The sequence below is a fragment of the Paenisporosarcina sp. P4_E4_2 genome (assembly GCF_056401595.1).
Window position 1 is genome coordinate 1 of the sequence record NZ_JBFUJC010000009.1, and the last position, 25,948, is coordinate 25,948.

The 25,948-nt window shown below is 41.4% G+C and carries 30 protein-coding genes and 1 other annotated feature; of the genes, 9 read left to right on the top strand and 21 right to left on the bottom strand.

Going from position 1 to position 25,948, the window contains the following annotated elements; translation table 11 throughout:
- Both AC1DSB_RS02370 and AC1DSB_RS02375 read right to left on the bottom strand, forming a co-directional pair.
- Window positions 1-266: hypothetical protein (locus tag AC1DSB_RS02370; RefSeq protein ID WP_477585673.1), on the bottom strand; the 266-nt coding region annotated here is incomplete at its 3' end.
- Between the two features lie 161 nt (window positions 267-427).
- Window positions 428-613, bottom strand: a complete 186-nt coding sequence (locus tag AC1DSB_RS02375; RefSeq protein ID WP_477531262.1) for a hypothetical protein — start codon at window positions 611-613, stop codon at window positions 428-430.
- Window positions 614-748: 135 nt separating this feature from the next.
- Here AC1DSB_RS02375 and AC1DSB_RS02380 point away from each other — a divergent pair, with 135 nt between their 5' ends.
- The gene (locus AC1DSB_RS02380; protein ID WP_477531263.1) at window positions 749-1,045 is read left to right on the top strand and encodes an MGMT family protein; all 297 of its coding nucleotides are present in this window, start codon (window positions 749-751) and stop codon (window positions 1,043-1,045) included.
- A gap of 46 nt (window positions 1,046-1,091) precedes the next feature.
- Window positions 1,092-1,616 carry a GrpB family protein gene (locus AC1DSB_RS02385; RefSeq protein WP_477531264.1) on the top strand — a complete coding sequence of 175 codons (525 nt, stop codon included), beginning with the start codon at window positions 1,092-1,094 and terminating at the stop codon, window positions 1,614-1,616.
- 176 nt (window positions 1,617-1,792) lie between these two features.
- On the opposite strand, the gene AC1DSB_RS02390 is transcribed toward AC1DSB_RS02385, so the two are convergent.
- The 3 genes from AC1DSB_RS02390 to AC1DSB_RS02400 form a co-directional block, all read right to left on the bottom strand.
- Window positions 1,793-2,350, bottom strand: coding sequence for a M15 family metallopeptidase (locus AC1DSB_RS02390; protein WP_477585675.1), 558 nt, complete (start codon window positions 2,348-2,350; stop codon window positions 1,793-1,795).
- A 131-nt stretch (window positions 2,351-2,481) separates the two neighbouring features.
- Entirely contained in the window at window positions 2,482-3,429 is a 948-nt protein-coding gene (locus AC1DSB_RS02395; protein ID WP_477531266.1) for an ABC transporter permease, read from the bottom strand.
- Entirely contained in the window at window positions 3,407-4,330 is a 924-nt protein-coding gene (locus AC1DSB_RS02400; protein WP_477531267.1) for an ABC transporter ATP-binding protein, read from the bottom strand. Before AC1DSB_RS02400 ends, AC1DSB_RS02395 begins: the two co-directional genes overlap by 23 nt.
- Window positions 4,331-4,521: 191 nt before the next feature.
- Between AC1DSB_RS02400 and AC1DSB_RS02405 the strand changes: the two genes are divergently transcribed.
- Window positions 4,522-5,238 (top strand): serine hydrolase, encoded by a 717-nt coding sequence (locus AC1DSB_RS02405; RefSeq protein WP_477531268.1) that lies wholly within the window; start codon window positions 4,522-4,524, stop codon window positions 5,236-5,238.
- Window positions 5,239-5,267: 29 nt separating this feature from the next.
- Here the strand turns inward: AC1DSB_RS02405 and AC1DSB_RS02410 are convergent, their stop codons facing one another.
- Both AC1DSB_RS02410 and AC1DSB_RS02415 read right to left on the bottom strand, forming a co-directional pair.
- Window positions 5,268-5,699 carry a YkvA family protein gene (locus AC1DSB_RS02410; RefSeq protein WP_016428744.1) on the bottom strand — a complete coding sequence of 144 codons (432 nt, stop codon included), beginning with the start codon at window positions 5,697-5,699 and terminating at the stop codon, window positions 5,268-5,270.
- A 53-nt stretch (window positions 5,700-5,752) separates the two neighbouring features.
- Window positions 5,753-6,487 (bottom strand): sulfite exporter TauE/SafE family protein, encoded by a 735-nt coding sequence (locus AC1DSB_RS02415; RefSeq protein ID WP_477531269.1) that lies wholly within the window; start codon window positions 6,485-6,487, stop codon window positions 5,753-5,755.
- Window positions 6,488-6,600: 113 nt separating this feature from the next.
- On the opposite strand from AC1DSB_RS02415, the gene AC1DSB_RS02420 reads away from it, so the two are divergent.
- Window positions 6,601-7,116: a GNAT family N-acetyltransferase gene (locus AC1DSB_RS02420; protein WP_016428746.1), complete on the top strand. Its 516-nt coding sequence runs from the start codon at window positions 6,601-6,603 to the stop codon at window positions 7,114-7,116.
- A gap of 95 nt (window positions 7,117-7,211) precedes the next feature.
- On the opposite strand, the gene AC1DSB_RS02425 is transcribed toward AC1DSB_RS02420, so the two are convergent.
- Entirely contained in the window at window positions 7,212-7,598 is a 387-nt protein-coding gene (locus AC1DSB_RS02425; RefSeq protein ID WP_477531270.1) for a hypothetical protein, read from the bottom strand.
- 100 nt (window positions 7,599-7,698) lie between these two features.
- Here AC1DSB_RS02425 and AC1DSB_RS02430 point away from each other — a divergent pair, with 100 nt between their 5' ends.
- Window positions 7,699-8,334, top strand: coding sequence for a histidine phosphatase family protein (locus AC1DSB_RS02430; RefSeq protein ID WP_477531271.1), 636 nt, complete (start codon window positions 7,699-7,701; stop codon window positions 8,332-8,334).
- A 191-nt stretch (window positions 8,335-8,525) separates the two neighbouring features.
- Here the strand turns inward: AC1DSB_RS02430 and AC1DSB_RS02435 are convergent, their stop codons facing one another.
- The 3 genes from AC1DSB_RS02435 to AC1DSB_RS02445 form a co-directional block, all read right to left on the bottom strand.
- Window positions 8,526-8,978 carry a GNAT family N-acetyltransferase gene (locus AC1DSB_RS02435; protein WP_477531272.1) on the bottom strand — a complete coding sequence of 151 codons (453 nt, stop codon included), beginning with the start codon at window positions 8,976-8,978 and terminating at the stop codon, window positions 8,526-8,528.
- A gap of 243 nt (window positions 8,979-9,221) precedes the next feature.
- Complete coding sequence (locus tag AC1DSB_RS02440; protein WP_477531273.1) at window positions 9,222-9,686, bottom strand: GNAT family N-acetyltransferase; 465 nt, start codon at window positions 9,684-9,686, stop codon at window positions 9,222-9,224.
- Window positions 9,687-9,938 (bottom strand): hypothetical protein, encoded by a 252-nt coding sequence (locus tag AC1DSB_RS02445; protein WP_477531274.1) that lies wholly within the window; start codon window positions 9,936-9,938, stop codon window positions 9,687-9,689.
- A gap of 429 nt (window positions 9,939-10,367) precedes the next feature.
- Between AC1DSB_RS02445 and AC1DSB_RS02450 the strand changes: the two genes are divergently transcribed.
- Window positions 10,368-12,191, top strand: a complete 1,824-nt coding sequence (locus tag AC1DSB_RS02450; RefSeq protein WP_477585678.1) for a M28 family metallopeptidase — start codon at window positions 10,368-10,370, stop codon at window positions 12,189-12,191.
- Window positions 12,192-12,455: 264 nt separating this feature from the next.
- Here the strand turns inward: AC1DSB_RS02450 and AC1DSB_RS02455 are convergent, their stop codons facing one another.
- The 10 genes from AC1DSB_RS02455 to AC1DSB_RS02500 form a co-directional block, all read right to left on the bottom strand.
- The gene (locus AC1DSB_RS02455) at window positions 12,456-12,929 is read right to left on the bottom strand and encodes an acyl-CoA thioesterase (protein WP_477531276.1); all 474 of its coding nucleotides are present in this window, start codon (window positions 12,927-12,929) and stop codon (window positions 12,456-12,458) included.
- Window positions 12,930-13,013: 84 nt separating this feature from the next.
- Complete coding sequence (locus tag AC1DSB_RS02460) at window positions 13,014-13,976, bottom strand: ABC transporter ATP-binding protein (RefSeq protein ID WP_477531277.1); 963 nt, start codon at window positions 13,974-13,976, stop codon at window positions 13,014-13,016.
- Window positions 13,973-14,914 carry a C40 family peptidase gene (locus AC1DSB_RS02465; RefSeq protein ID WP_477531278.1) on the bottom strand — a complete coding sequence of 314 codons (942 nt, stop codon included), beginning with the start codon at window positions 14,912-14,914 and terminating at the stop codon, window positions 13,973-13,975. The genes AC1DSB_RS02460 and AC1DSB_RS02465 overlap by 4 nt, the downstream gene beginning before the upstream one ends.
- A 13-nt stretch (window positions 14,915-14,927) precedes the next feature.
- Window positions 14,928-16,031, bottom strand: a complete 1,104-nt coding sequence (locus AC1DSB_RS02470) for a mandelate racemase/muconate lactonizing enzyme family protein (protein ID WP_477531279.1) — start codon at window positions 16,029-16,031, stop codon at window positions 14,928-14,930.
- Window positions 16,032-16,049: 18 nt separating this feature from the next.
- Complete coding sequence (locus tag AC1DSB_RS02475) at window positions 16,050-16,973, bottom strand: S66 peptidase family protein (protein ID WP_477531280.1); 924 nt, start codon at window positions 16,971-16,973, stop codon at window positions 16,050-16,052.
- Window positions 16,974-17,256: 283 nt separating this feature from the next.
- A complete protein-coding gene (locus tag AC1DSB_RS02480) occupies window positions 17,257-18,900 on the bottom strand; it encodes a peptide ABC transporter substrate-binding protein (RefSeq protein ID WP_477531281.1) in 1,644 nt (547 codons plus the stop codon).
- 62 nt (window positions 18,901-18,962) lie between these two features.
- The gene (locus AC1DSB_RS02485; RefSeq protein WP_477531302.1) at window positions 18,963-19,988 is read right to left on the bottom strand and encodes an ABC transporter ATP-binding protein; all 1,026 of its coding nucleotides are present in this window, start codon (window positions 19,986-19,988) and stop codon (window positions 18,963-18,965) included.
- A 107-nt stretch (window positions 19,989-20,095) separates the two neighbouring features.
- Window positions 20,096-21,049 carry an ABC transporter permease gene (locus AC1DSB_RS02490; RefSeq protein ID WP_477531282.1) on the bottom strand — a complete coding sequence of 318 codons (954 nt, stop codon included), beginning with the start codon at window positions 21,047-21,049 and terminating at the stop codon, window positions 20,096-20,098.
- Window positions 21,049-21,984, bottom strand: coding sequence for an ABC transporter permease (locus tag AC1DSB_RS02495; RefSeq protein ID WP_477531283.1), 936 nt, complete (start codon window positions 21,982-21,984; stop codon window positions 21,049-21,051). Before AC1DSB_RS02495 ends, AC1DSB_RS02490 begins: the two co-directional genes overlap by 1 nt.
- A gap of 12 nt (window positions 21,985-21,996) precedes the next feature.
- Window positions 21,997-22,821, bottom strand: a complete 825-nt coding sequence (locus tag AC1DSB_RS02500; RefSeq protein WP_477531284.1) for a M55 family metallopeptidase — start codon at window positions 22,819-22,821, stop codon at window positions 21,997-21,999.
- Between the two features lie 409 nt (window positions 22,822-23,230).
- Window positions 23,231-23,443 (top strand) — a binding site (T-box leader).
- 79 nt (window positions 23,444-23,522) lie between these two features.
- Between AC1DSB_RS02500 and trpE the strand changes: the two genes are divergently transcribed.
- From trpE to AC1DSB_RS02515, 3 genes are all read left to right on the top strand, one after another.
- Window positions 23,523-24,887 carry an anthranilate synthase component I gene (gene trpE / locus AC1DSB_RS02505; RefSeq protein WP_477585680.1) on the top strand — a complete coding sequence of 455 codons (1,365 nt, stop codon included), beginning with the start codon at window positions 23,523-23,525 and terminating at the stop codon, window positions 24,885-24,887.
- Window positions 24,884-25,465: an anthranilate synthase component II gene (locus tag AC1DSB_RS02510; RefSeq protein ID WP_477531286.1), complete on the top strand. Its 582-nt coding sequence runs from the start codon at window positions 24,884-24,886 to the stop codon at window positions 25,463-25,465. The genes trpE and AC1DSB_RS02510 overlap by 4 nt, the downstream gene beginning before the upstream one ends.
- A 17-nt stretch (window positions 25,466-25,482) precedes the next feature.
- Window positions 25,483-25,948: anthranilate phosphoribosyltransferase (locus AC1DSB_RS02515; protein ID WP_477585682.1), on the top strand; the 466-nt coding region annotated here is incomplete at its 3' end.

A 25,948-nucleotide genomic window follows, 5' to 3' on the forward strand; every position in this document is an offset into this window, starting at 1 on the left:
AGTGCAAGATGATCTGTTAATTGTTTAGCAAATTGGTCCAAGGGTTCAATATGTTCATCTTTAATATTATTTTTGGAAAATACTCGTACCGTTATTAGGTTTTCTCTAAAATCTTCTTCAATATCCGGGTATGGAGAAGGGTAATCTTGCTGAGTAGTTGCTCTATTTTCATCGACTAATATTATTCTGTAGATATCTTTATCGAGTGTCATATCCCATACCTCTAACTCTTTAAATCTTAAAACACGTTGGAAGCAATTTAGCACTTTATACCTCCTTTCAAATTTGAATAAGCCATTATTTCTTGTAAAATTCTTTTCTACCGATTGGCTGTTGAATCACATATGTATCTAGGTATGGCTAATTACTGCTAATAGCCTCTTTTTTATTTGCCCTCAAAGTCCTCAAGATATAAAGCCCTGTGACGTTAACTGTCTATATCCTCATCTTCGTCACCATAAAAGGCTATATAGTTTAGTCTAGCTATTTCCTCTATTGTAGGTGGTTTCCTTCCAAAATGTTTTACAGCTAATACTGATAATAGTTTAATTCGTTCCCCATTATCCATTTCTTCCATAGCTTTTAATACTTCCTCAGCAGTCATTTTTGACATAGCAGCTACCCCCAACTTTACATTAAATACTTAGTTACCCGTAATATACCATATTCAGTCGACATGATGAACGAGGTTTGATTACAATGAAAGTAGTTAGGGTAGAGCGGAAATGTCAAAGGAGGTAACAGCATCTTGCAACCATTCACGGCAGAAGTAGTTCGGATATTAAAAGAAATACCAGAGGGATACGTCGTTACCTACGGACAAGTCGCGCGCATGGCAGGAAGCCCCCGCGCAGCAAGACAAGTGGTTCGGATTTTACATACGATGAGTGAAAAACATGGCTTGCCATGGCACCGCGTAGTCAATGCACGTGGTGAAATTGCTGTGCCCAATGAAGAATCGAAAGAGTTGCAACGTATGTTACTTCAGGGTGAAGACGTTGCGTTCTTAAATGATGGACGGGTGGATTTGAGTGTTTTTGAGTAAACCTTTTCAGGAATCTATTAAATCGAGCTGTGCGGAGGGGAAATAAATGAAAGTTCGACTTACTGACTTCAGTGAAAACTGGGCATTTATGTTTCAAAAAGAAGTTCATATTTTAAGTGAAATTTTCGGGGTTGAAATCATTAAATTTGAACATTTCGGCAGTACTTCTGTTTATGGTCTAAAAGCAAAACCAGTAATCGATATGATGTGTATCGTAAAAGACATTCATCAAATTGATTCCTTTAATGAGAAAATGGATTCTCTAGGATACGATGTGGTCGGAGAATACGGTATTGATGGAAGAAGGTTATTCCGAAAAGGCGGAGAAAACAGAACTCATCATATTCATTTCTATCAATACGACAATCCACAAATATCTCGCCACTTAGTTTTCCGCGACTATCTGCGTTCTCATCCAGAAGAAGTGGTTAGATATAGTCACTTTAAAGAAGAGTTAGCTCAACAGTTTGAGAATACCAGCGAATATAGTCCGGCAAAAAATTTATTCGTCAAAGAAATGGAACAGAAAGCAATAAAATGGTTTGCTGAAAATGAGGATAAATTAACTTAAAGACTGCCTAAAAAAGAGTTGAAAATCATTTTTTTGATTTTCAACTCTTTTTATCAAGGAAATTGGAGTAGGTGGGAATTATTAGGAGGTTGTCGAAATAGTAAAGTAATTTTGGCTGTTTTATAGAACCTTAAAACCCTCCTCAAGACTATTGAGGAGGGCTTTAAGGTTCTATTTCATTTTTCCACCTTATCCTCTGGTCGCCAGCCATTTTTCAATTCGTTGATTGATAAGTCGAATGTATATTCTAAGTGCGGATAGTCTTTGAAGCCAGGCCAGTCTCCGCCCCATTCAAAGCCTAAGTCTTTGCCAATGCTTGCAACTTCGTACCAGTCCGCTTCCCCGTTGCCATTCAAATCACGCTGTAAATCGTAACTAATCGTCCCGTCACTGTTTTGCAGGACGAAATCGATGGCGAGCCCGTAGTTATGATAGCTTTCACCGCCGCGTGCATACGTGACGATGTCACCTTCAATCGAGCGTCCTTTTTCATAAAGGACATCTTGGGATTCGACGGAACGGAAGCTATCACTGATTAATATAGGAATGCCGATTTCCTCGGCTTTATCGATCAATTGATTGCTCTTTTCTGCCACGATGGGATGCAAGCCTTCCKGTAAAGGGCGTTCCTCTCGTTCTTCTCTAAATTCTAGTTCATGGTGGACCCAAACAAAGAAGAGTCCGCCGATGACGAGCCACAACACAATATTCAATACTGTCCATAATCGTTTCACACGAACTCCTCCTTTCCCACACACTGCTTTTCATCTTACGTAAATTCACCAGAGCTTTCAATGATTCGAACTGACAATTAGGCGAATGATTAAAAAAGTCGCTCCTCCGAAAAGGAACGACTCTACCATAATTAAGCTGTAACGTCTCTCTTTGTAAACGACCAATAGCTGATGAATAAGAACAATACGACATATACAGTCAACACGGCGGCTGACAATGGCCAGGTGATGCCTGAAATGAACATATTTCCTGTGATGTAACCAGTTAAGTCAGTATGCGTAAACATAATGTATTTCGTAATTTCGTATTTACGTAAGAAAAAGACAATATTTGGACCCATAAACAACAGAAAGATCGATAATCCGATGGCAAGTGAACTTGTACGGAAAACACTTCCAATCATAAATGCAAATGTAGTGAATACCATGATTCCGATATATTGTAAGCCATATAAGGTTAAAACCCGTCCCCAGTAAGATACTTCAACTACTTCCCCGCCACGAACATCCAACATCGCACCGCTTCCAGCATCAAAGAATATATACCCAGCAACTACGTTCGCAATTAAGGCAATGATGGATAATAATAATGCATAAAGCAATGATGTGATGTATTTGGACGTTAGGATTTTCCACCGTTTCACAGGTCTGCTTAACAACATTTTGATTGTTCCTTGAGAAAATTCGGATGCAACGATACTGGCTGCTGCAATGACTGAAAACATAAGTACCAAAGAAAGCAACTGATGGGAATCAATCATATTTTGTTGTCTATCACTCGGACTGAATGGTGCCACGTTTTCCGCTAAGCGGTATTCAGTGATGGCCAGTTCTTCTTTTAACTGTTTTTTAGTCTCTGCATCAAGATTTGGATTTGCCAGTTCAGCTGTTAAATTTTCTTGATTTACAGCAGCATCTTTTTCCCAAGTGGGTTGGTCTGGCTGTTGTACCGTGTGGTCAATCGCCCAATTAAAGATGCCTGTAATCCCGATTAATATGAGGACCAATAACCCAGCCATTATCCAAGTGGCTTTTTTATGCCACAGTTTCATCCATTCATTTCTTATGAGATTCAGCAATTTGGCCACCTCCAGTCATTTCGAGGAATTGATCTTCCAATGTTTTACGGAACGGTTGCACAGCGAACACTTGAAGATTTGCCGTGACCATCGCCTGAATGATGGAAGGGATCTGGTCCTGTTCAACTTTGACAATGAAGCCAGCCCCACTAACTTCAAGAGTTAATCCTTGTGTTGATAATAGTTCACTTGCCTGGTCAGCCGGTTGCGCCTCAATGTAATAATGAGCTTCTTCTTCTTGATTAATTTCACGGATATTAATAAGTTGTCCGTTTTGAATAATTGCGATTCGGTCACACATCAGTTCAATTTCTGAAAGCAAGTGACTCGATACGAATACTGACACGCCATCTTCAACAGCGATTTTACGCAAGTATGTACGAAATTCACGTATTCCGGCAGGATCCAGACCATTGGTTGGTTCATCCAAAATCAAAAACTTCGGACGATGCAGCAATGCTTGTGCAAGGCCTAGACGCTGACGCATACCCAGCGAATAAGTAGAAACCCTTTCATGAATACGATTTTGCATGCCTACTTGATCGACGACTTCAGCGATGCGTTCTTTTGAAATGGTTTTGTTCATGCGTGCGAAATGCAGTAAGTTTTTCCACCCCGACATGTACTTGTACATTTCCGGATTTTCGACGATTACCCCTACTTTGCTCATTGTTTCTTCGAAGTGGTCTGTCAGTGTTTGACCTTCCACTACTACTTCTCCGCTTGTCGGCCTCATTAAACCGGCCATCATGCGAATCGTCGTTGTTTTACCAGCACCATTCGGCCCCAGAAAACCCGTAATTTGACCAGGGAATAATTGCAGGTTCAAATTATCGATAATTTTCTTTTTGCCAATGGTTTTTGACAAGTTCTTTAATTCAACGATTGGTTGTTGTTCCACGCTTTTCACCTTCCTTAATATGAGACATCCTTCATACTTACTAAGACGAAATGACTAGTTAAAAAGTTCAATCCAATCTACGTCCATATTTATATATACGAAACACATGACTCTTAGTTTCATTTTTATTTCATTTTAAGGATTTATTTGGTAAAGTTTTTGAATTAAACTAGTAAAAAGGAGAGGTTCAGATGGGGTTAACATTATTTCCCGAGAAATATTGTTTACATATGGAGTATCCAGTTGGAGTCGTTCGTTATTCGAAAAATATTGATGAAATATTCAAATCAGCAAGCGTCATAAAGCTTCCTATTTTCTTATATGGTTTGCACCATGCAAAGGATTCAAATGAAGAGATGGAAGTATCCCCAGAAGCCATCGTGGATGGATCAGGCGTATTGCAAACACTTGTTACACAACCAAGATTCTTTACAGTTCGTGATTTACTTGCTCTCATGATGGTGGTTTCGGATAATACGGCAACTAACATACTAATCAGACGCTACGGGTTGAAACGGCTCAATTCTTATATACAACATCTCGGAATGACAAAAACCGTATTGGGTCGGGAAATGCGAGATCTGGTTGCTATTTCGGAGGGCCGGGACAATGTCACATGTGGTCGCGATATGGTGGCCTGCTTAAGACATATGGTCAGCTCACACGCTTTTCACGACATGCTTCAAATCCTTGAAAAGCAGCAATTTCAGAATAAAGTTCCAGCTGGTGTCAAAAGCGATCAATTTGTTTTCTTCAACAAAACAGGCGAATTGGATGATGTCGAGCATGATGTGGGCTTATTTATGTACAAAGGCCAAGTGGGGTTGTTTGTCGGTTTAACTGAGGGCAGTAATTCTAGTGGACGTACATTGTTACAAGAGTTTGGACATATGTTAGACGAATTGTAAAAGAGCGAACCGTCAACGGTCCGCTCTTTTTATTTTTTAGGCAACATAAGGTCTTCTATACTATTGTCAGTTGTTCCAAACCAGGATTTCATTTTCTCGTATGCCTGTTGTTTCGTTGGTTCATCTATATGGGAAATCACTTGATATAAAGCATAAGCAATTACACTTGCATCATCTACCAAACCGACAACTGGAATGAAATCTGGAAGTACGTCTGCCGGGAAGATTAGGTAGCCAAGTGCTCCCGCAATGGTCAGCTTAGCAGATTTCGGCACCGCTGGATTTTGAGCTGTGAAATAAAGCAATAAGCTTGTGTACACTGTTTTTTCTCCTGCTTTTTTGCCATACTTCACAATTTTATTCCAAAATTTTTCTTCATCATAATGCTCATGTGAGCTCTCTATTTGCTCTTGTGGATCCACATTTTTTACCCAATTCTCTTGAATATCTTGCTTGTTCATGTCATCACTCCTTTTTATCAGTATGTCGGTTTGAAAGAAAGTTTTCAATGATACTATAGGATGTTTTCAACAACCAATTGCAAAATGAGTAAAGCAGTCACGACACGTAAGATAGGCTTTACGTATTGAGGTTTTATTTTCTCTGCGATACGGACTCCAAGCTGAGCTCCGGTAATAGACCCCGCCATCAAAGCAAGGGTCAGTGGCCAAATAATAGCTCCAGATGTAATATAACTGATTGCTGCGCCGAAACAGCTTGAAAAAGTAGCCAGCCTGACCAATCCCACTGATTTCACATACGCAATGTTCAAGTAGCTGAACAAATATAGCATTAACGTGCCTTGTCCCGGACCAAAAAGCCCGTCATAAATTCCAATACCAAACAGCCCTGGTCCACTGACCTTTGTTAATTTCAATGGTTCTTCGCCTGTGAAATTACCTTTGCCAATAAATGAAGTAACAAATGCAAATACCAGAAGAAAAATCGCCAATACATACAAATAGTTTGCGGATAGCTGTGAAGCAATAAATCCCCCGGTCACGCCTCCACCCAAACTGATTGGGATTAGCCAAAGAGAATCCTTCAACGAGATTTGTTTACGTTTATACAATGTAAAGAAACTTGAGAATGAACTTACCGTGTTGGATACTTTATTTGCCCCAATAGCTGAATGAATCGGCATGCCGAGCAACAACATCGTTGGCAAACTGATAAGGCCCCCGCCACCTGCCAATGTGCCGATTGTCGTTGCGGTTACCCCTATAAAATACAATAGAAAATAATCCAACTTAATCACCTGTCTTTCTTATTAACTGTATTGTACTTCGTGTCTCGAATTAAGAAAATGACGATGATATAATGAAGTACAATAAGAAAAACTTATGACAAGGAGAATATTCGATGTTTATTGGCTCTAAAATTCGTTTGACTGCAATGAGAAAAGAAGATTTGCCAACGTATCGACTGTGGAATGGCTTGGAATCTTTTGGACGTTTTTATAATGCCTTTCCCATTCGTGAAGAATCAGAAAAAAATGCAGAACAGTTAATGGACCATTCTGATCGTAGTTTTCGCTTTGCCATTCGACCGATTGATTCGGAGCAATTTTTAGGTGTTTGTGCCATCGAAGATATTTTATGGTCGCATCGTGTAGGCTGGCTGTCCATAGCTCTTGGGCCAGAATTTCACGGCAAAGGATTTGGGAAAGAAGCCATGCAATTGTTGATGAATTATGGTTTCAATGAACTGAATCTTCATCGTTTGCAGCTGACGGTATTCGGCTATAACGTAGGTGCCATCAAACTTTATGAATCTCTTGGTTTTAAGCCCGAAGGAACGTTCCGAGAGTTTTTACAACGTAACGGGAAGCGTCATGACATGTACTTATATGGTTTGCTTGTTTCTGAATTTCACTAAATTGTAATTAAAGAGTATTATTTATTAAAAAATAATTTTATCAAATTTATTAAGCTAAAAGAAAAGGATGCCCTCTGAGAAAGGCATCCTTTTTTCTATACTTTTGATTGAGTAAGACGTTGATATAAATTACGCATGATTGCACTCACAGTTAAAATAAACAAAATAATCAAGGTAATTTGAAGGACCATGATCATCCAGTCAGGAAATGACAGAATACCTGCACCGATTAAATGATTCAAACTCATGAAAATCAGTACTAGTGCAACAATAGAACCCGCCAATATACCGAAGAGTGCGAGTAATTGTACAAAGGACAATTGCTTAATATATTTTCTCAAACGGATGATTTGCATGAGGATTACCAGTATGAACAACATGAAGGATAATCCATCAGAACCTATGTAGATGGAATTAACGATGTAGAAAACTAAGATAATGCTGATAATGATGTTTTGGTATTTATCGAAGATTGCTAGCATGTATGTTTCGCTCCTTTATATGTACTACGCAAAATCTGATAAAAAGTTTCACATTTGGTAAAATAAGAGATATATTCGATTAAAAGAAATGAGGAATTGGATGCTAACCCTATATATTACACGCCATGGACAAACAGAATGGAACGTTCAATCGCGCATGCAAGGCTGGGCAGACTCACCTTTAACTAACATAGGAATGGCAGCCGCTTCTCAACTAGGGACGCGTCTTAATGATGTTCCACTCGACGCTGTATACAGTAGTACAAGTGGACGTACGGTTCATACAGCTCAACTCATTATTGGGGAACGTAACATTCCTCTTATTCAAAAAGAAGATTTACGTGAAATCCATGTGGGTGAATGGCAAGGAATGCTATCTTCGGATATTGACCGTGAATATGCGGAGCAAGTCAAAACCTATTATGAACGCCCGAGCCAATATGAATCGACTTCCGGGGAAAGTTTTCACATGTTGAAAGAACGTGTATTACGTGCAGTGGAAGAAATTGCTGCAGCTCACCCGAATGGTCACGTCCTAATTGTCACGCATGGCGTCGTTAAGAAATGCTTGATTAATCACTTCAGTCGAGCTGATCTTGATTTATTGTGGGATCCACCTTTCATTTACGGAACGAGTCTGACAGTGTTAGAAATCGATACTGATAGACGCGAATTGACTATGATTGGCGACATGTCCCATGCAGAAGAAGCGAAGGGACCTTTAATGGTTCAATAAAGTAGTAAATATGCTGACTGTGCTCTAATATTTTCACTAAAATAACATCTTCCCACCGAACGCCCGTATTTGGGATTAATTTATCTCACAGGTGAATCACTTAGGTGATTCACCTTAATTTCCCCGGTTATTTGATAAGTCGAACTATCCTTCTTTTATTGAAGAATCGCTATAGATAGGTACGAGCTAATTTATAAACTCTTTTCCATAAATACGCTATTTGGGTCCTCCTTGTAATCGGAAAACGGGTCACAATAGTTGAACCCAAACCTTGCATAAAGTCTTCTTGCCGGATCGAAAGAATCCATTGATCCCGTTTCCAAACTTAACTTCCGATAGCCACGTCGTGTGGCTTCTTCAATTATGTGATGAAGTAGTCGTTTTGCAACCCCCTTGCGAAGATGGAATGAAGAGGTTCGCATTGATTTGATCTCTCCATGCTGACCATCAATTTCTTTAAGTGCCCCACATCCAACCAATTCGTTTCCTTCCCATGCACTCCAAAATGTAATATCTTGTTGTTGCAACTGCTCAAGATTGAGAGCATGTATACTTTCTGGTGGTGAATGCAGTGTCATACCATGATGCTCGTTTATCAATTTAGTAATTTCAGAGCCCGATAAATCATCTATTTTAATATCCATCATTAGACCTCCGTATTTTTTAATTCCCTTTTTTACTATCCTGACCACTTCAGTTTAGCTTGCCTGATTATGTGGAAGAAGTGAAGTGGTCAGGCTATCTTTATTCTTATAGAAGAATGTAGGAACCAAACTTATTGTGTAAGGAACTATTTATAGAGCACCAAATAGCTAGGATAGAGCATTGCCCCCTTGTACACCTGTCTTGATTCTAGGACTTTTTCGCTTATAGTATTAAAAGGATTTTTATATTGACTTCGCCATGACTATATTGGTGATTTCGTAGCCCATCTTCTCGTATAAGCCCCGCGCGACCTGGTTGTGACCAAAAACATGAAGGCCAATTTTGCACATTCCTAGTTCTTTCGCTATTGTTTCAATTTCTCTCATTGCTTCCTTGCCATATCCTTTTCCTTGATATTCATCTAAAATACTAAAATCATAAATATAACCTTCATCTGCTTTTTCAGGAGATTTTTGTGCCAACCATATCATTCCGACTATTTGTTGATCATGGAAGATAGAAAATATGTAATTCCCTTTCGATTTTTCACCATCAGGCAACAGACGGTTAAATTCATTTTTGGAAAGCTCGGATGCTTCCGCTTCGCTCCAATTCCCTGAAGCTACTTTGTCTTTAGCATAGTCCTCTACTGCAATTTCAAGGTATTGCTGAAAATCCTCTTGTCTCATAGGTTTTAATGTGACCATTTATTTCCCTCCCAGTTGTGGTGATTCGTCGTTATTCATCTCTTCTAACAATCGCTTCTTTTTCAAAATGAAGATCTCTCGGATAAATGCTCCGATTACTCCAGACAGAAAGACGATAGCGATCAAGTTGACTACTTTTACAACTGTAGATGGTGTGTACATGACTTGTAAGCATTGGCTAATGACAAATAGACTGTACGCCACGCACTTTATTATTAAGAATTTAGGTGTTACTTCTTTTCGCATCTTCATCCTGTAATTCCCCCTTCAAAACTGAATGATGTTAATGCATATTTTACCTATAAATTCCATAAGAATCACATTTATTCCTTCTTTACTTAAACACGTCAAGTATGAAAGCCGTATACTTGTGGGTCTCACGCTTCTCGCTCTGCGGCTTGCTAGTCGAAATTGTACTCTCTCGTTTTTCATTAAATTTCACCCGCAATTGGATTGTTGGTCCTTTGTTTATTGTTATATCATTATCCTTGCTTGTGCGACATTAAAAGTTGTAATTACTCCGCTAATTGATGTGCAAATTGCAGTGCCTTCAATCTACATCAATTTCTAATTAGCAGTAAACTTTATATTTTGCAGGTAAAAATGGATATTGTTGGTATAATAAATAAGTGAATATTTAGAGTTTTTATTAATTGTATAGTAAATAAGGAGGTTAAACACATGAAATATGCGAAAGGTATTTTACCGCTAATCCTCGTCTCCATCCTAGTATTATTGAGTGGATGCAAGGATGAACCTTTAGCTGTACTATCAGAAGAAAAACTAGACGAAGAGATTGCTTATTGGTCCTCGGAGAAGTTTAAGGGGAGACAAACCGGCACTCAAGGAAATATTAATGCAAGAAATGAGATATCGAAGCAATTTAAAAAAATCGACTTAGAGCCACTATCATCAAAAGACTATTTTATGCCGTTTTCCATGGTTTTTAATGATCCGAATGAAGCACAGACAACCTTGGTTGTCCACCTAAAGGATGGGCAGACGAAGGAGTTTAGTTATGGAACGGATTGGATGCACAAGATTTCTAGTGGTATTAGTGTAGAACTGCCTATACGCATTGTCGATGGTGACAAAGAAATAAGCGAAGAAGTAAGCAACCAAAATATACTCGTAACAGAAGAGATAATTACTCCGATGGAAGATGTAAGAGCACAGTTTGTTAAAACAGAAACTTTCAAGAAAACAATATTTAGTTATGGCGCAAAGGGTTCAGTGTTTCAAATATCGGAGTCCTTTTATACATATTTACAAACAAATGAAAAAGAAGTCGACAAAGTTCAATTAATTTATTTCAACGCACCATCTACTCAAATAACTGCTCATAACGTAGTAGGTAAAATTCCTGGAGATGGTAAAAAAGTCGGCAAACAAGCAATTGTTATCTCCGCTCACTTTGACCATGTAGGAACAACTGGGGAGTTAACTTTCCAGGGAAGTGTAGATAATGCAACCGGACTTACAGGATTAATGAATCTAGCCTCCATGTTGAAGGAAGACTCAAAAGAAAAATCTTTTTCTTCTGATATTATTTTTGCTGCCTTTAACGCAGAAGAAARCAACTTGATAGGAAGTTCATCTCTAGTGGAAGCCATCGCACCTGACTATGATTCCATCATAAATATTAATTTGGATTGCATTGGCATTAAAGATGGTGGGAAAATCAGCTTTGTCGGAGAAACTATAGGTAGTAGTCTACTAAGTGAAGAGCTGGAAAATATCGCTCTCTATCAAGACACCGAGAGTACTATTATTCTTGAGGAATTTGCTACCCTGACTAGTGACCATGTGTCCTTTCTAAGAGCCAATTATCAAGCCATCAATATTTCCCAGGAACGCTACGATAAAATCCATACAATTGAAGATACACCTGAGTATACAGACAGCAAGCCTTTAAAATCAGCCATTGAAATTGTACAGGCGTTCGTAAATAATAATCACGATATTAAATTTGAGACCAATGACCAGGCAACATCAACACCTTCCACCCAAGATAAAAAAGTAAGATACAAAGAAATGACCCTAGAAGAAATCAGTGCCATTCAGTCCACTTTTAAAGATCAGTCGTTCAAACTAGTGGAAGCAGCAGAACTATACACTTTAATTAATCCTGAATCCTTAAATTCCGAGACAGAGATGGCAGACAGTAATTATGAATTCTCCTCCAATCATCTAGTTATTCAGAAAGACAATAAGAACTATTTTCTTCAAGTTCTCTCTTCTGAAGGACTTTCATTCGAGGAAGGCAATAAAAACATTGAAACATCGGGAAGTTGGCAGTTTGCCGCCGATGAAGATAAATTATACAATGTTGCCATATCCACAATTGCAGTGGATGATCAGCTTTTCAGTATAATTGCTCAAAGTTTCAATCAAAAAACGCAAAAATCCTATGATTCTTACACCAAAGAAGAGATTGAAGGCCTGATCGCTACTTTTGACGAAGAGCTTGTAGTAAGAACCTTGTTAAAGATGCAGGCTAAATAGCAAAAAGAAACACCTGTTGGCTTATGTATTTCATTAGCCTACAGGTGGAAAATTAGATCCCTTGTTCAACTAACTTGTGCTTTAGTTGAACAAGACTTATAAATATTTAGTGCTAAAACTCAGCCTCTTAGCTGGTGTTTTGGTGTTCGATATTAACCATAAAAAAGCACCGCAAAATGCGGTGCTTTTTTGCTTTGTTTGAGGCTCGATTTTGAGTTTTGCACCTCTGAAGAGAAACCGTAACTGTAAGCCACCGCTTTCTTTCTATAATTTCATTTGAATTCGTTGTTTCCGATGTTCTCTTCTTGCAGGACCTGATTCAAATAGGCGGTGTTCGTTTTCAGTTTCAGGCAGTATTCCTGGGACAGGCATTGGAATTCCATTTTCTACCGCTACAAACGTCAAGAATGACTCCGTCGTTAACTTTGTTTCTCCCGTCAACAAGTTCATCGATTGCACACGTACATACACTTCCATGGAAGTGCGGCCAGTTGAGCTCACGATTGCTTCCATCTCCAACACATCCCCAACTCGAGCAGATGATAGAAAATCTACTGAATCGATTGAAGCCGTGACAACAGGCTTATTGCAATGTTTCATTGCAGTAATAGCACCTATTTCATCTATAAAAGATAAAACTCTACCCCCGAAAATCGTTTCGTGGTGATTCGTATCGGGCGGTAAAACCAAATGTGTTTGGATTGTTCGCGACTGGCTCATGGGTACTGTATTTGTCATGATGTTCTCCCCTTCATTGCTGGATAGTCTCATCATACAAAACACTACTGCGAATGAAAAGTTTCAAGCTTTATACAATCGCAGTTACTCATACAAGTGACATGCCACAAAATGGCCTGGTTCCTGTTCTTGCCAAGCGGGTTTAACATTCGCACAGACTTCCATCGCCATCGGGCAACGCGTTCTGAACACACAGCCTGAAGGTGGATTGATTGGACTCGGCAATTCCCCTTCGAGCAAAATACGTTCGCGTGATTCTTCAATGTCCGGATCTGGAATCGGAATAGCGGATAACAACGCTTGCGTATATGGATGAAGTGGATTTGCATACAGTTGTTCACTCGTCGTCAATTCAACCATATGTCCCAAGTACATTACACCAATACGGTCCGAGATGTATTTGACCATCGACAAGTCATGCGCAATGAACAAGTACGTTAAGCCTTTTTCGCTTTGCAGTTTTTGCAGTAGCTTAACGACTTGGGCTTGTACAGATACATCGAGTGCCGAAATTGGTTCGTCGGCAATGATGAAGTCTGGATCAAGTGCCAGCGCACGCGCGATGCCGATTCGTTGACGTTGTCCTCCCGAGAATTCATGCGGATAACGGTTGGCGTGGTCGCGATTGAGTCCAACATCCTCCAATAACTGATAAACCCGTCGTTGCATATCTTCTTTTCTCTTATGTAACCCATGGACTTCCATCGGTTCTGCAATGATTTCAAAAACAGTTGAACGAGGATTAAGTGATGCATACGGATCTTGGAAAATCATTTGCATGTTGCGCAAAAATGCATAGCGATCGTTTTCGCCCATCGTATGTACATTTTTCCCACCGTACGTTACTTCCCCTTCCGTCTGATTATATAAACCCATAATCGTCCGTCCTGCAGTTGATTTGCCACAGCCTGATTCACCAACAAGTCCGAATGTTTCTCCTTGGTAAATTTCAAAACTGATTCCGTCCACAGCTTTTAATGTTTGATTCTTGCCGATATCAAAATGGCGTTTCAGATCTTTTACTTCAAGCAATACTTGACCAGTCATGACGCTTCCCCCTCAGCTCTTGCGTAGCGTCTTACGGCGCACAATTCTTTTACGAACTTTGTTCCTTCAAGTTCTATTACTTCAATGTGTTGTCCAGTTGAAGGCGAATGAATCATTTGCCCGTTGCCTGTGTAAATGCCGACGTGCCGAACATTGCTTGACCCTACGTTCGCAAAGAACAATAAATCGCCAATCTCCCACTGAGTCATGTTGACCATATCCACTTCTTCACCATTTCTTGCTTGATCATCCGCATCCCGAGGGATGAAATAACCATGCGCTTTCAACATATTGTAGCTAAACCCTGAACAATCGTAGCCGTACGAAGACATTCCGCCCCAGAAGTATGGAAGCTCCAAAAATCGCATGGCACTCGCCACTACGTCATCCCCTGAACGTTCAATGAAAGCTTCAATTCCTGGCCCATGCTCGATTTCTTCGCTTGAAATAAGGGCTTCACCATGAGGTGTTGAAACTAAAGTAAATTGTTCATTATTATCGAGTATAGGAAGAATCGTGTTGAAAGGAACCACCAGCAAAGGCTTTAAATCTTTCGTCCAAAGTTGCGCTCTGGGCTGTGTCACTTTGGCAAAGCCGAAATCTGAGATGCGTTCCATTTCTTTTAATTGAGCAACGGGTATCCATCCCGGATAGCCACGGCCGTCCTTTTTGGAAGGTTGCCATGTGCAGATTACTTTTGCCCAGTCACCAACGATTTCTTCAATCAATACAGGTTCCCCGTAAAGTACTTGTGTTTGCACGCGGTTACCGTTGCACAAATCAAGCAAATCCTCATACTTCATTGCTTCCTGCCATTTTGTGAAACGGACTGGGTTTTCAAGCCCGTGGGTGTCTTGAGTACGTGCAGACTCAGGCGAAGTCCATACTGTCGCCACCGCTACCGAACAAGCCCAAGTCGTGGATGATTGAACTAGCAAATGAAAATCCCCCTTACCCTTTACGATGAAATCGTTTATTCATTAAATCTGTATGTATTCCGAGCCCTGACTCTCGAGAGAAACGAATATGTCGGCCGTCATAAACAATGCCACCTTCGACGATATCTTCTGCAAGCATCAACGGCGCATCAAAATCAAAGCGGGTCACGTTTGGCTGGCTTGCAGCAAAATGAGCCGCTGCGGAAATTCCGAGTTTCGTCTCGATCATGCTCCCAGTCATGCATTCCACTCCATAACTTTCAGCTAAGGCATTGATTTTCAACGCTTGATAAATGCCACCAGCTTTCATCAGTTTGATATTGATTAAATCCGCTGCTCTAAGCTGAAGAACGCGTATTGCGTCTTTCGGTGTGAAAATACTTTCATCCGCCATAATTGGCGTATGTGTATGCAAGGTCACATACTGAAAACCTTCGATATCATTCGCTTTCACGGGCTGCTCGATGAGTTCGATTTCAAGCCCGGCATCTTCCATCTGCCCAATTGCTCGGACCGCTTCTTTCGCTTCCCAGCCTTGATTAGCGTCCAGTCTAAGCTTCGTTTCATAACCGATTTTTTCACGGATCGCACGAATTCGTTCAACGTCTTTCTCGATATCATCGATGCCTACTTTTATCTTCAATACATTAAATCCTTTTTTTACATAACGAGCTGCGTCTTCAGCCATTTCTTCCGCATCATTGACACTGACCGTGAAATCCGTTTCGAGTGTATCTCGGTATCCACCAAGCAATGTGACAAGCGGAAGCCCTGCAAGTTGGCCAAGCAAATCATGAAGGGCCATATCAAGTGCTGCTTTAGCACTTGAATTCCCTACCATGGAGCGATGCAATTTTTGGAATACCCGCTCCGAATGATGTAAATCAAGTCCAATCAGTTGGGGGCCTATCACATGATCGATAGCAAACTGAATACTCCCAAGCGAATCACCTGTGATGACGTGGGTAGGGGGTGCTTCCCCCCAACCGACATTTCCATCTTCAGTTGTAATTTTCACAAATATGGATTCAGCAATCGTCACGGTACGAAGTGCGGTTTTAAACGGTTTTGTGAGCGGTACTGCAACCGAAAAGGCTTCAATTGAATGTAGAATCATGGTAGTTTCCCCTCCCGATTATTTAACTCCTGGTAAGATGGTCAATGTTTTGGCATCGCCATCGAGTCTTGCTTCCACTCCTAGTGGAACGGCAAAGTGTGGTTCACAATGACCGATTTTAAAACCAGATACGACTGGTTTTCCTAAATCACCCAAGTAATGTTCCAATACTTCACCAAGTGTCAATGTCGTTTTTCGTTTTTTAGGTACTGCTCGGGCAAAATCCCCAACTACGATGCCAACTGCATCTTGAAGTTTCCCAGCCAATCGTAATTGATTCAACATGCTGTCTACTTTATATGGTTCTTCATCCACGTCTTCAATCAACAGTAACTTGCCACGAGTATCGATTTCATATTTAGAGCCCAGTGCACTCACTAGCAATGAAAGATTCCCACCGACAAGTTCCCCTTGTGCATTCCCACAACCTAATGTGGTCAATGGAGAAATATCTTCGGTATAATGCAGTTCGATTGGTTCGAACAGCTGATTGAACATACGTGCGGACAAATCATGGAACGTATCTTTCCCTACATCAGATGCAAGCATCGGTCCATGGAATGTCACCACATTGGCGAATTGGCCGATTGTTGTATGGAGGAAAGTGATATCGCTATAACCCCATAAGATTTTCGGTTGTTCCGCCATTAATTGAAAGTCAATTCGGTCAGCGTAACGCCCTGCCCCGTATCCTCCTCCTGCACAAATGATCCCTTTTATGCTTGGATCAGCAAGCATAGCTTGTAAATCTTCCAGACGTTCATCATCGGTACCAGCCAAATAGCCGTGAACGTTCTCTACATGTTTGCCCATTTTGACGTTTAATCCCAGTTGTTCTAAAAATGTGAGCGAGCGTTGCAAGCTTTCTAAGTTGGGAGGACTTGACGGGGCTATAATGCCAATCGTATCCCCTTTTTGTAATCGTGTTGGTCGTATGCGCATGCGTATATTGCTCCTCTCTTCTATTTTCAAAAAAAGTTATTCGCCTAAGTATAACTTCTTTTGAAAACAGAAGGGTGCAGCGCCAGATTGAGACGCCGCAACTTCTTGTTTTTATGTCTTAAAAGTATAAATTTATGGGTATTTATTTCTTTCGAAATCAGTTGTGTCTAGCTCCGCAGGCCAGACCGCACCTCCGTTTCACTGTCTCATTCGAAAACAGGTTTTCGATTCGACAGTTCCAACGTCGGAGTCGGTCTATCATGGCCTGCTCCGCTTTTCTATATTATTCCGCTTTTTTGTCTACCCATTTAAGGTCTAGGTAACCTACTGGGTGACGCACAATTCCAGAAACGCTTGGTTTTTGCAATGCCACTTGGTTATAGAAGTGGATTGGGAAAATCGGCATTTCTTTCATTAATACTTTCTCAGCATTCATCAATAACTGCCAGCGAGCTTCTGCATCTGTTTCTGTTTTTGCATCGGCAATCAGTTTATCGAATTCTGCATTTGCCCAACCAGTACGGTTCATTGATGAACCTGTAACGAAGCTTTCAATCGCGTTCACTGGATCTGCATAGTCGTGTAAGAATGAAGAACGGGACAATTGGTATTTCAATTCTTTTTGTTCAGAAGAGAATACACTTCCTTCTACATTCGCTAATTCCACGTCCACGCCTAAAACTTCTTTAAACTGCGCTTGCAAAGCAACCGCAATGTTTTGATGTGTATCTGAAGTTGAGTACGTTAAAGTAACAGTCGGTAATTTATCGTAGCCTTCTTCTTTCATACCTTCTTCTAACAATTTCTTCGCTTCTTCAGCGTTGAATTCTACTAAATTGCCAACCGTGTCACGGAATTCAGAACCGTCCGGACCTTGGAAGCCGTAAGAAACGAAACCATGCGCTGGTTTTTCACCGTTTTTCGTTACGAATTCAACAATCTCTTCTTGGTTGACTGCTGTTGCGAAAGCTTTACGAATTTTTTCGTTCGTGAAAGGCTCCATTGTTGTGTTGAAACGATAGAAATAAGTACCTGCCTGGTCTTGAATTGATACTTCTTCGCTGTCCATTAAATCAGCAGCCAATTCAGATGGAACGTCAGATACATCTAGTTCATTCGCTTGGTACATTTGGTACTCTGTATTGGAGTCGTTGACCATTGCCCACTCTACTTTATCTAGCTTCACAGTTTTAGCATCCCAATACTCTGGGTTTTTCTCAAATACCATTTTCACATCATGTTCCCATGATGCTAATTGGAATGGACCGTTTCCTACGAATGATTCTGATTCAGTGAACCATTGTGCGTTTTCTGTTGCCACTTTTTCATTGATTGGGAAAAAGCTTGGGTTTGTAATGATATTCAAAAATGCATCAGTTGGTGCAGTTAATTTTACTTCAAATGTTTTTTCATCCAATGCCTTCATTGCTACGTCTTCAATCTTACCTTCACCTGTGTTGAATGCTTCTGCACCTTCGATGAAGTAACCAAGGAAAGCCGCTGGTGAAGCTGTGTTCGGATCCAACATGCGTGTCCAGCCATATACGAAGTCTTTAGCAGTAACTGCGTCTCCATTAGACCATTTTGCATCTTCACGAATGTGGAATGTATATGTCAAACCATCTTCAGATACTTCAATTTTTTCAGCCGTTGCTTCTTCTGGCTGATGGTCTTCGCCTAAACGAGTTAACCCTTCCATCAAGTTGTTCAATGCATTCCAAGAAACAGCATCAAAGCCGACCGATGGATCGAATGATGTTGGCTCGGTGCCGTTGTTCAAGTAAAGCACTTTTTCTTCAGCTGTTTCTGTTTCTTTGTCGTCTTCGCCTTTGTCAGCTGGCTTTTCGCCTGCATCATTATTCGCTGTACATGCTGATAGTACAAGTGCGAATACGGCTGTCAGTAAAAACAAGAGCCATTTCTTCATGTGTGTTTTCCCCCTTGGAATTGTGTTCATGCTTTATGATTATGCACCTAAGTGCGTTCATCCTATTTTTGAGCTGTTTCCATAAACGCTTGTGCACGTTCGTCCTGTAACCAACAATCGACGCGATGAGTAGCTGTTTTAACCGTTGTGTCTGGATGTACGTGTTCACAAACTTCCATTGCAAATGGACATCTCGCTGTAAATGCACACCCTTTAGGCGGCGCAAATAAATCAGGTGGTGTCCCTTCAATTGGCTGCAGTTCTTCAGCAATCAAGTCGAGACGCGGAACCGAATTGAGCAAGCCTTGCGTATACGGATGCTGTGGCGTATAGAAAATCTCACGCTTCGTACCGAGTTCAATGATTTTGCCAGCATACATCACCGCAATACGATCTGCGATTTTTGCTACAACTCCCAGGTCATGAGTGATCAGAACAATCGATACTCCTGTTTTTGCTTGAATTTCTTCAAACAATTCGAGGATTTGCGCTTGAATCGTTACATCTAGTGCAGTTGTCGGTTCATCCGCGATTAATAACTCCGGTTCGCAAATGAGCGCAATGGCAATAACAATCCGTTGACGCATTCCGCCTGAAAACTGGTGAGGATACTGTTTTAAACGTTCTTGCGGATTTGGGATACCCACTAAGCGAAGCATGGCTAGCGCTTTTTCTTTCGCTTCCGCCTTGCTTGCTTTGGTATGTGTGAGCACACCCTCCATCAACTGCTCGCCAATGGTAAGTGTCGGATTGAGCGCCGTCATCGGATCTTGGAAAATCATTGAGATGTCGACACCCTGTATTTTGCGAAGTTCTTTTTTCGTCATATTCGTAAGATTGACATCTTTGAACATCACTTTGCCATCTGAAATACGCCCCGGTGGCTGTGGAATAAGCCCCATAATGGCATTGGATGTCACGGATTTTCCGCAACCCGATTCGCCTACAATTGCAAGCGTCTCTCCTTTTTGGAGAGCAAAGGACACACCACGGACGGCATGTACATTTCCACCATATGTTTTGAATGACACATGTAAATTGTCTACGGACAAAATGATGTCGTCGGTTATGACTTTTTTACGTTTCATTTTTTGCGTGTGCGCCGTCACAACCGCTTGTTGAGTACGACCGACTTCCGCGCGTCTTTCTCTCGCCAATTCCCGGGCGTTTTCTAGTTGCTGTTCGTTCATATGTGTCACCCCCTTAACTTCGGATCAAGTGCGTCTTGTAGTCCGTCACCAAGGACGTTAAATGCAAACATGGTTAATGAAATGAAGAATGCCGGGAAGAATAGTCTCCACCAGTGACCTGATAGGATAACTGGCAAGGCATCATTTGCCATAACACCCCAACTTGCAAATGGGGCTTGAATACCGAGTCCAAGGAAACTCAGGAAGGCTTCCGCGAAAATTGCACTCGGAACCGTCAAGGTCATTTGGACAATGATTGGACCCATGGTGTTCGGCAATAAGTTTCGTCGAATGATTCGTGGTGTTTTTGCTCCAAATGATTTGGACGCTGTCACGAATTCATAGTTTTTGATTTGCAGTACTTGTCCCCTTACAATTCGGGCCATTCCGACCCATCCGGTAACGGTCAGAGCGACAATAATTGTCGTCAAACTTGGACCCATAACAACCAATAATAAAATAACAACTAATAAATGCGGCAAGCCATACAGGACTTCAATGATACGCATCATTATGGCATCCGTACGTCCGCCTTTGTAGCCACTGAAACCGCCATAAATCACACCGATAAAGAAGTCAATCAATGCTGCGGCAAGTCCCACAAACAATGAAATACGAGCGCCATACCAGGTACGTGTAAATACATCGCGTCCCATTTCATCCGTCCCAAACCAGTGTTCACTTGAAGGTGCTTTGTTTTGGTTCGGCAAATCCATGCCATCCACGGGATGCGGAGAGAAAATCGGACCAAAAATCGCAAGTAACGTCAAAAGAACTAAGAAAATTAAACCCGTCATTGCAAGCTTATTTGTGCGAAGTCGACGCCATGCATCTTTCCAATAGGATAATGAAGGTCGAACAACGGCTTCCGCTTCGACTAAATCTCTATCTTTCTTACGGAACCATTCATCAGGTACTTGGTTGGGTGATACGGGTGTCGATTCGTGGTTGATAGTCATCACGCATCCCCCTCTTTCTTATGCAATTTAATACGTGGATCTAGGAATCCATAAACCAAATCGACAATGAATAACATAACTACGAGAATCGTGCTGTAGAATACGGTCGTTCCCATAATGACCGGATAATCCCGGTTGTTGATACTCTCAACGAAGTATTTTCCCATCCCGGGAATTGCAAATATTTTCTCGATGACGAACGTTCCTGTCAGAATCCCAGCAAGCATCGTCCCCATAATTGTGACAACTGGCATTAAGGCATTGCGTAACGCATGTCGTGCAACGATACGAAACGGTGACAATCCTTTTGCTCTCGCCATTTTTATGTAATCCTGCGTCAATACTTCAAGCATCGACGAACGCGTTAAACGTGCAATGATGGCCATTGGACCCGTAGCAAGAGCGAGCACTGGAAGTACCATATGCATCGGGCTCGACCAGGTGGCTGGTGGGAAAATATTATAATCTACTGCCAGTTTTTGAATAAGCAATGTAGCCAGTACGAAGCTTGGTACGGAAATTCCGATTACCGCAAATGTCATTGCAAAGTAATCAATAATCCCGTTATGACGCAGTGCTGCAAAGGTTCCGAGTAAAACACCCGAAATTACTGCTACCAAAATGGTTACCATCCCGAGCTCAAAGGATATCGGGAAGCCACGAGAGAGCAGTTCATTAACCGTTTCATTCGGTTTTTTGATTGAAGGTCCAAAATCCAACGTGACAATGGATTTTAGGTAGTACAAATATTGGACCGGAAGTGGTTCATCCAGCTTGTAAAAGCGCTCTAAATTGGCTTGAATCGTTTCATTTGTCGTACGTTCTTCATTGAACGGCGATCCTGGAATTGAGTGCATCAAGATAAATGTCAGTGTCGCAATGATCAGAATGGTCATGATCATCATTAAGAAACGTTTGATGGTATATGAGAACATATTAAGTCCCCCTTAACAGAACGTCGTTTGCATCGCCAGTTCCACTTGAACTAACATTGCTCGATACGCTTCCAAAATATCTTTTGCTTCAAATTTCACAATCGTTGTTCCTGGTTCTATTTCACAGCCAGGCATAATGGCTGCCCATTCGGCTTGACCATAGTTGGTAAATTCAATTCGTAGCGTTGGGGTTTTTGGTGGGGTAAGTGGTTTAACCAAATGACGATTGTCCACTGCTTTTTGGATTTGTTCAGTCAATAGTGCATGTGATTTTTCCGGATGCATCGTTTTGACCGCTTGGCGAGTGATTGACTCTTTTACTGCAACTGTTGTGATGTTTGGAATGAGTGCCGCTGCTTCACGACATGCTCCGTCATCTCCAGCAACCATGATGACCGGTACACCAAAATGACCCGCCACATATGCATTGAACCCAAGCTCTCCAATTTCCACGTCATTGATGAACATGTTTCGCACTCCAAAAATCATCGAGTGACTCATTACACCTGGTAGACCTGCACGTGAATGATAGCCTGCGAAAATCGCACCATCATAAGTTTCATCGAGTGCCTGTACCATTGAGTAAGGTTTCACACCACCCGTGATCAGCATGGCTTCGGGATGCAAATCTTCAACAAGTAAGTTGTTCATTTGTGAATGGCTATCGTTCACCAAAATATCGGTAGCCCCTTTTTTCAGTAAGCCTTCAATAATGGCATTTGCTTCGTTTGTCATGATACGACGGGCGCGTTCATAGTTGTGTTTCTTCGAATCTACGAAAGTGTGATCAGGTAAACCTGTAATCCCTTCCATATCGATCGAGATAAAAAATTTCATATTCTTGATGTCCCCCTCATGCCATTGACTCATATTTTTATTATTATGAATTTTCACTGATTGTTATTATTAAAAGATATCAAATTTTTTAGAATATTTCAATATAGTTTGAGGTTTTTTTTCGTTTCCCGAAATGTTTTGACGGAGAGAAATTCCACTTCCGACAAAATACTTGAAGACCACAAAATATATCCGAAGGGACCCCAATTAATTTGCTAGTCCCCACGGATAAAATGGCATAGACACCGACACACATCTGCCCTCAATTTTTTCTACAAAAAGATTTCAGTTGACATCTTCTTTCATGCGTACTACGATAGGAACAACTTTTTTGTTCGGGATTTAGGCAGAAGGTGTCGGGAGCGACATCGCCGGTGAGAACACCAAGAGTTGAGATGAGTTGAGTTGAGAAAAATCGATGACAAAGAATAGTAGCACAAGTGCGTCTTCATAGAGAGTCAGCGACTGGTGGAAGCTGATAGGCAACTTGGTGTGAATGGTCTTTGGAGAGTTTCCCAGAATGTCAGTACGGGAAAACGTGTGATCTACGTTACAGGTCCTAAAGCGAAAGCCGTTATTGGCTTTTAATTTGAGGTGGCACCACGGTCATTCCGTCCTCTGTACATGAACTCTTCTGTTCATGTACAGGGGATTTTTTTTGTTTTCCGGGTGCAAATGAGCTGAGCAGAGGAGAGATTTACATGCAAACACATTCAGTAAAAACAGCACGAATTACCATCAACGGGGACACTTTATCGCCCATCGCTATTTTCAAAAGGTTACAGGGAACGCGGAAATTCCTGCTGGAAAGTTCTTTGAAACAAGAAGCGTCGGGTCGCTATTCCTTCATCGGCGCAAATCCAGTGAAAGAATTTCGTGGTTCAGCCAACGATTTGATAGAGCATTCACTTCTAACAGGTGAAATCACTGTGCACTGCGGAAAGCCTATCGAATTATTGAAAACGTTACTTCCCATTGTTGACGATGATCTGGAATTCCCTTTCAATGGTGGTGCAGTTGGCTACATTGGCTATGACGTCATCGCACACTATGAAGACATTGGGCCAGCCCTCCCTGACGAACGTGATATGCCCGATATCCATTTGCTCGTTTATGAAACCGTTGTTGTATATGACCATCAAAAACAAGATGTCACCATTTWGCATAACGGAACAACCCCTTCTCTTATCGATGAGGTTGTACGCCAACTGGCAGTGAAGGAATGTGAAGAAGAATATGTRCAATCTACCCTTCCCTTCATATCCAATGTGAGCAAACAAGCGTTTATTGATAAAGTAGTGCGCGCAAAAGAATGTATCCGGGCAGGAGAAATTTTTCAAATTGTGTTATCTCAACGATTGCAGGCAACGTATACAGGTGACCCTTTCATGCTTTACCGGAAATTAAGGAAAGACAATCCTTCCCCCTATATGTTTTACGTAGATTTTGATGAACATGTAGTGCTCGGTGCATCTCCAGAAAGTTTGATGAGCATTCAAGGTAATCGGGTGACGACAAATCCGATTGCTGGAACTAGACGACGAGGTCACACATCGGAAGAAGATGCACAACTTGAAAAAGAATTGCTCGCCGATCCGAAAGAACTTGCCGAACACCGGATGCTGGTGGACTTGGGAAGGAATGATTTGGGTCGTATTACCGAAGTAGGCAGCGTCCATCTAACGAAATACATGAACATTGAAAAATACCAGCACGTCATGCACATCGTTTCCGAAGTGGCTGGCACGTTGCGTAATGATCAGCATCCTCTTGATGCACTAGTCGCTTGTTTACCTGCAGGAACGGTATCAGGCGCACCGAAAATTCGTGCCATGCAAATCATTCAAGAGTTGGAAAATGTAAAACGAGGTGTGTATGCAGGAGCAGTTGGTTACATCGGTTTTAATGGCAATATCGATATCGCGTTAGCCATTCGAACATTGGTCATCAAAAATCAAACCGCTTATGTCCAGGCAGGTGCAGGCATTGTCTATGATTCCAATCCACTAGCAGAATTCGAAGAGACGTTGCACAAAGCGAAGTCGTTATTGGAGGTGCTGTCATGATTTTGCTGCTAGACCACTACGATTCGTTTACGTACAACTTGTATCAAAGCCTATCAATGCTCGGTGAAGAAGTAAAAGTTGTCAGATATGATGAAATTTCGATAGATGAAATCCGTCAGTTGAACCCAAAAGCAATCGTGCTATCACCTGGTCCTGGGTCACCAAATGACAAGGTGCACTCTTTATCAATCATCAATGAATTCCATCAAACCATCCCAATGCTCGGGGTGTGCTTGGGTCACCAACTTCTTGGAGTGGCATTTGGTGGCAAAATCAAACGGGCAACACTGGTCATGCATGGAAAAGTATCCGCCATTCGGCATTCACATGCAGGCATGTTTGCCTACCTGCCGCAACCCTTACCCGTCATGCGCTACCATTCGCTCGTCTTGGAGGATTTGCCTTCATGTTTTAAAACAACAGCCATTTCGATGGACGATCAAAGTATTATGGCAATTCAACATTTGGATTACCCGCTTTATGGCTTGCAGTTCCATCCAGAATCAATTGGAACGCGTGATGGGGATAAAATCCTTCAAGCCTTTTTAACAGATATAGCTCGGCCAGTAGAGATTTAGTCAGAGGAGAGATTGAGATGAGAAGATTTACAGAGAGTGTACGTAGTGGAACTTCACTGACGTACAGTGAGATGAGAGTAGCAACGAACGCTATGTTTTCAGAAGATATTGCAGGCGTGGATATCGCGAATTTTTTAAGTGCCCTATCAAAAAAAGGCGAAACTACCGAAGAAATAGCTGCACTTGTTGAAGTGTTACGTGAAAATGCTACACAGATTCCTGTTACCTCCCCCCATGTATTCGATAATTGCGGAACTGGAGGCGATGGTTCCCAAAGTTTTAATATCAGCACCTCTTCTGCCTTTGTCTTGGCGGGAGCAGGACTGAAAATCGCCAAGCACGGGAACCGCAGCATTTCGAGCAGAACGGGCAGCGCGGATGTACTCGAAGAGCTTGGCATCGCTTTGGACTTCCAACCACGGGAAGTGGAAGACTTATTAAATCAAACGAATATCGCTTTCTTATTCGCCCCATATGTCCATC

Excerpts from the sequence above, each read along its gene's own strand:
- AC1DSB_RS02490 (WP_477531282.1), bottom strand. The coding sequence starts at position 21,049 with ATGACTATCAACCACGAATCGACACCCGTATCACCCAACCAAGTACCT.
- AC1DSB_RS02440 (WP_477531273.1), bottom strand. The coding sequence starts at position 9,686 with ATGGTCACATTAAAACCTATGAGACAAGAGGATTTTCAGCAATACCTT.
- AC1DSB_RS02475 (WP_477531280.1), bottom strand. The coding sequence starts at position 16,973 with ATGCGCATACGACCAACACGATTACAAAAAGGGGATACGATTGGCATT.
- AC1DSB_RS02510 (WP_477531286.1), top strand. The coding sequence starts at position 24,884 with ATGATTTTGCTGCTAGACCACTACGATTCGTTTACGTACAACTTGTAT.
- AC1DSB_RS02485 (WP_477531302.1), bottom strand. The coding sequence starts at position 19,988 with ATGAAACGTAAAAAAGTCATAACCGACGACATCATTTTGTCCGTAGAC.
- AC1DSB_RS02430 (WP_477531271.1), top strand. The coding sequence starts at position 7,699 with ATGCTAACCCTATATATTACACGCCATGGACAAACAGAATGGAACGTT.
- AC1DSB_RS02480 (WP_477531281.1), bottom strand. The coding sequence starts at position 18,900 with ATGAAGAAATGGCTCTTGTTTTTACTGACAGCCGTATTCGCACTTGTA.
- AC1DSB_RS02445 (WP_477531274.1), bottom strand. The coding sequence starts at position 9,938 with ATGAAGATGCGAAAAGAAGTAACACCTAAATTCTTAATAATAAAGTGC.
- AC1DSB_RS02410 (WP_016428744.1), bottom strand. The coding sequence starts at position 5,699 with ATGAACAAGCAAGATATTCAAGAGAATTGGGTAAAAAATGTGGATCCA.
- AC1DSB_RS02455 (WP_477531276.1), bottom strand. The coding sequence starts at position 12,929 with ATGACAAATACAGTACCCATGAGCCAGTCGCGAACAATCCAAACACAT.
- AC1DSB_RS02375 (WP_477531262.1), bottom strand. The coding sequence starts at position 613 with ATGTCAAAAATGACTGCTGAGGAAGTATTAAAAGCTATGGAAGAAATG.
- AC1DSB_RS02500 (WP_477531284.1), bottom strand. The coding sequence starts at position 22,821 with ATGAAATTTTTTATCTCGATCGATATGGAAGGGATTACAGGTTTACCT.
- AC1DSB_RS02435 (WP_477531272.1), bottom strand. The coding sequence starts at position 8,978 with ATGGATATTAAAATAGATGATTTATCGGGCTCTGAAATTACTAAATTG.
- AC1DSB_RS02425 (WP_477531270.1), bottom strand. The coding sequence starts at position 7,598 with ATGCTAGCAATCTTCGATAAATACCAAAACATCATTATCAGCATTATC.
- AC1DSB_RS02420 (WP_016428746.1), top strand. The coding sequence starts at position 6,601 with ATGTTTATTGGCTCTAAAATTCGTTTGACTGCAATGAGAAAAGAAGAT.
- AC1DSB_RS02385 (WP_477531264.1), top strand. The coding sequence starts at position 1,092 with ATGAAAGTTCGACTTACTGACTTCAGTGAAAACTGGGCATTTATGTTT.
- AC1DSB_RS02405 (WP_477531268.1), top strand. The coding sequence starts at position 4,522 with ATGGGGTTAACATTATTTCCCGAGAAATATTGTTTACATATGGAGTAT.
- AC1DSB_RS02470 (WP_477531279.1), bottom strand. The coding sequence starts at position 16,031 with ATGATTCTACATTCAATTGAAGCCTTTTCGGTTGCAGTACCGCTCACA.
- AC1DSB_RS02460 (WP_477531277.1), bottom strand. The coding sequence starts at position 13,976 with ATGACTGGTCAAGTATTGCTTGAAGTAAAAGATCTGAAACGCCATTTT.
- AC1DSB_RS02495 (WP_477531283.1), bottom strand. The coding sequence starts at position 21,984 with ATGTTCTCATATACCATCAAACGTTTCTTAATGATGATCATGACCATT.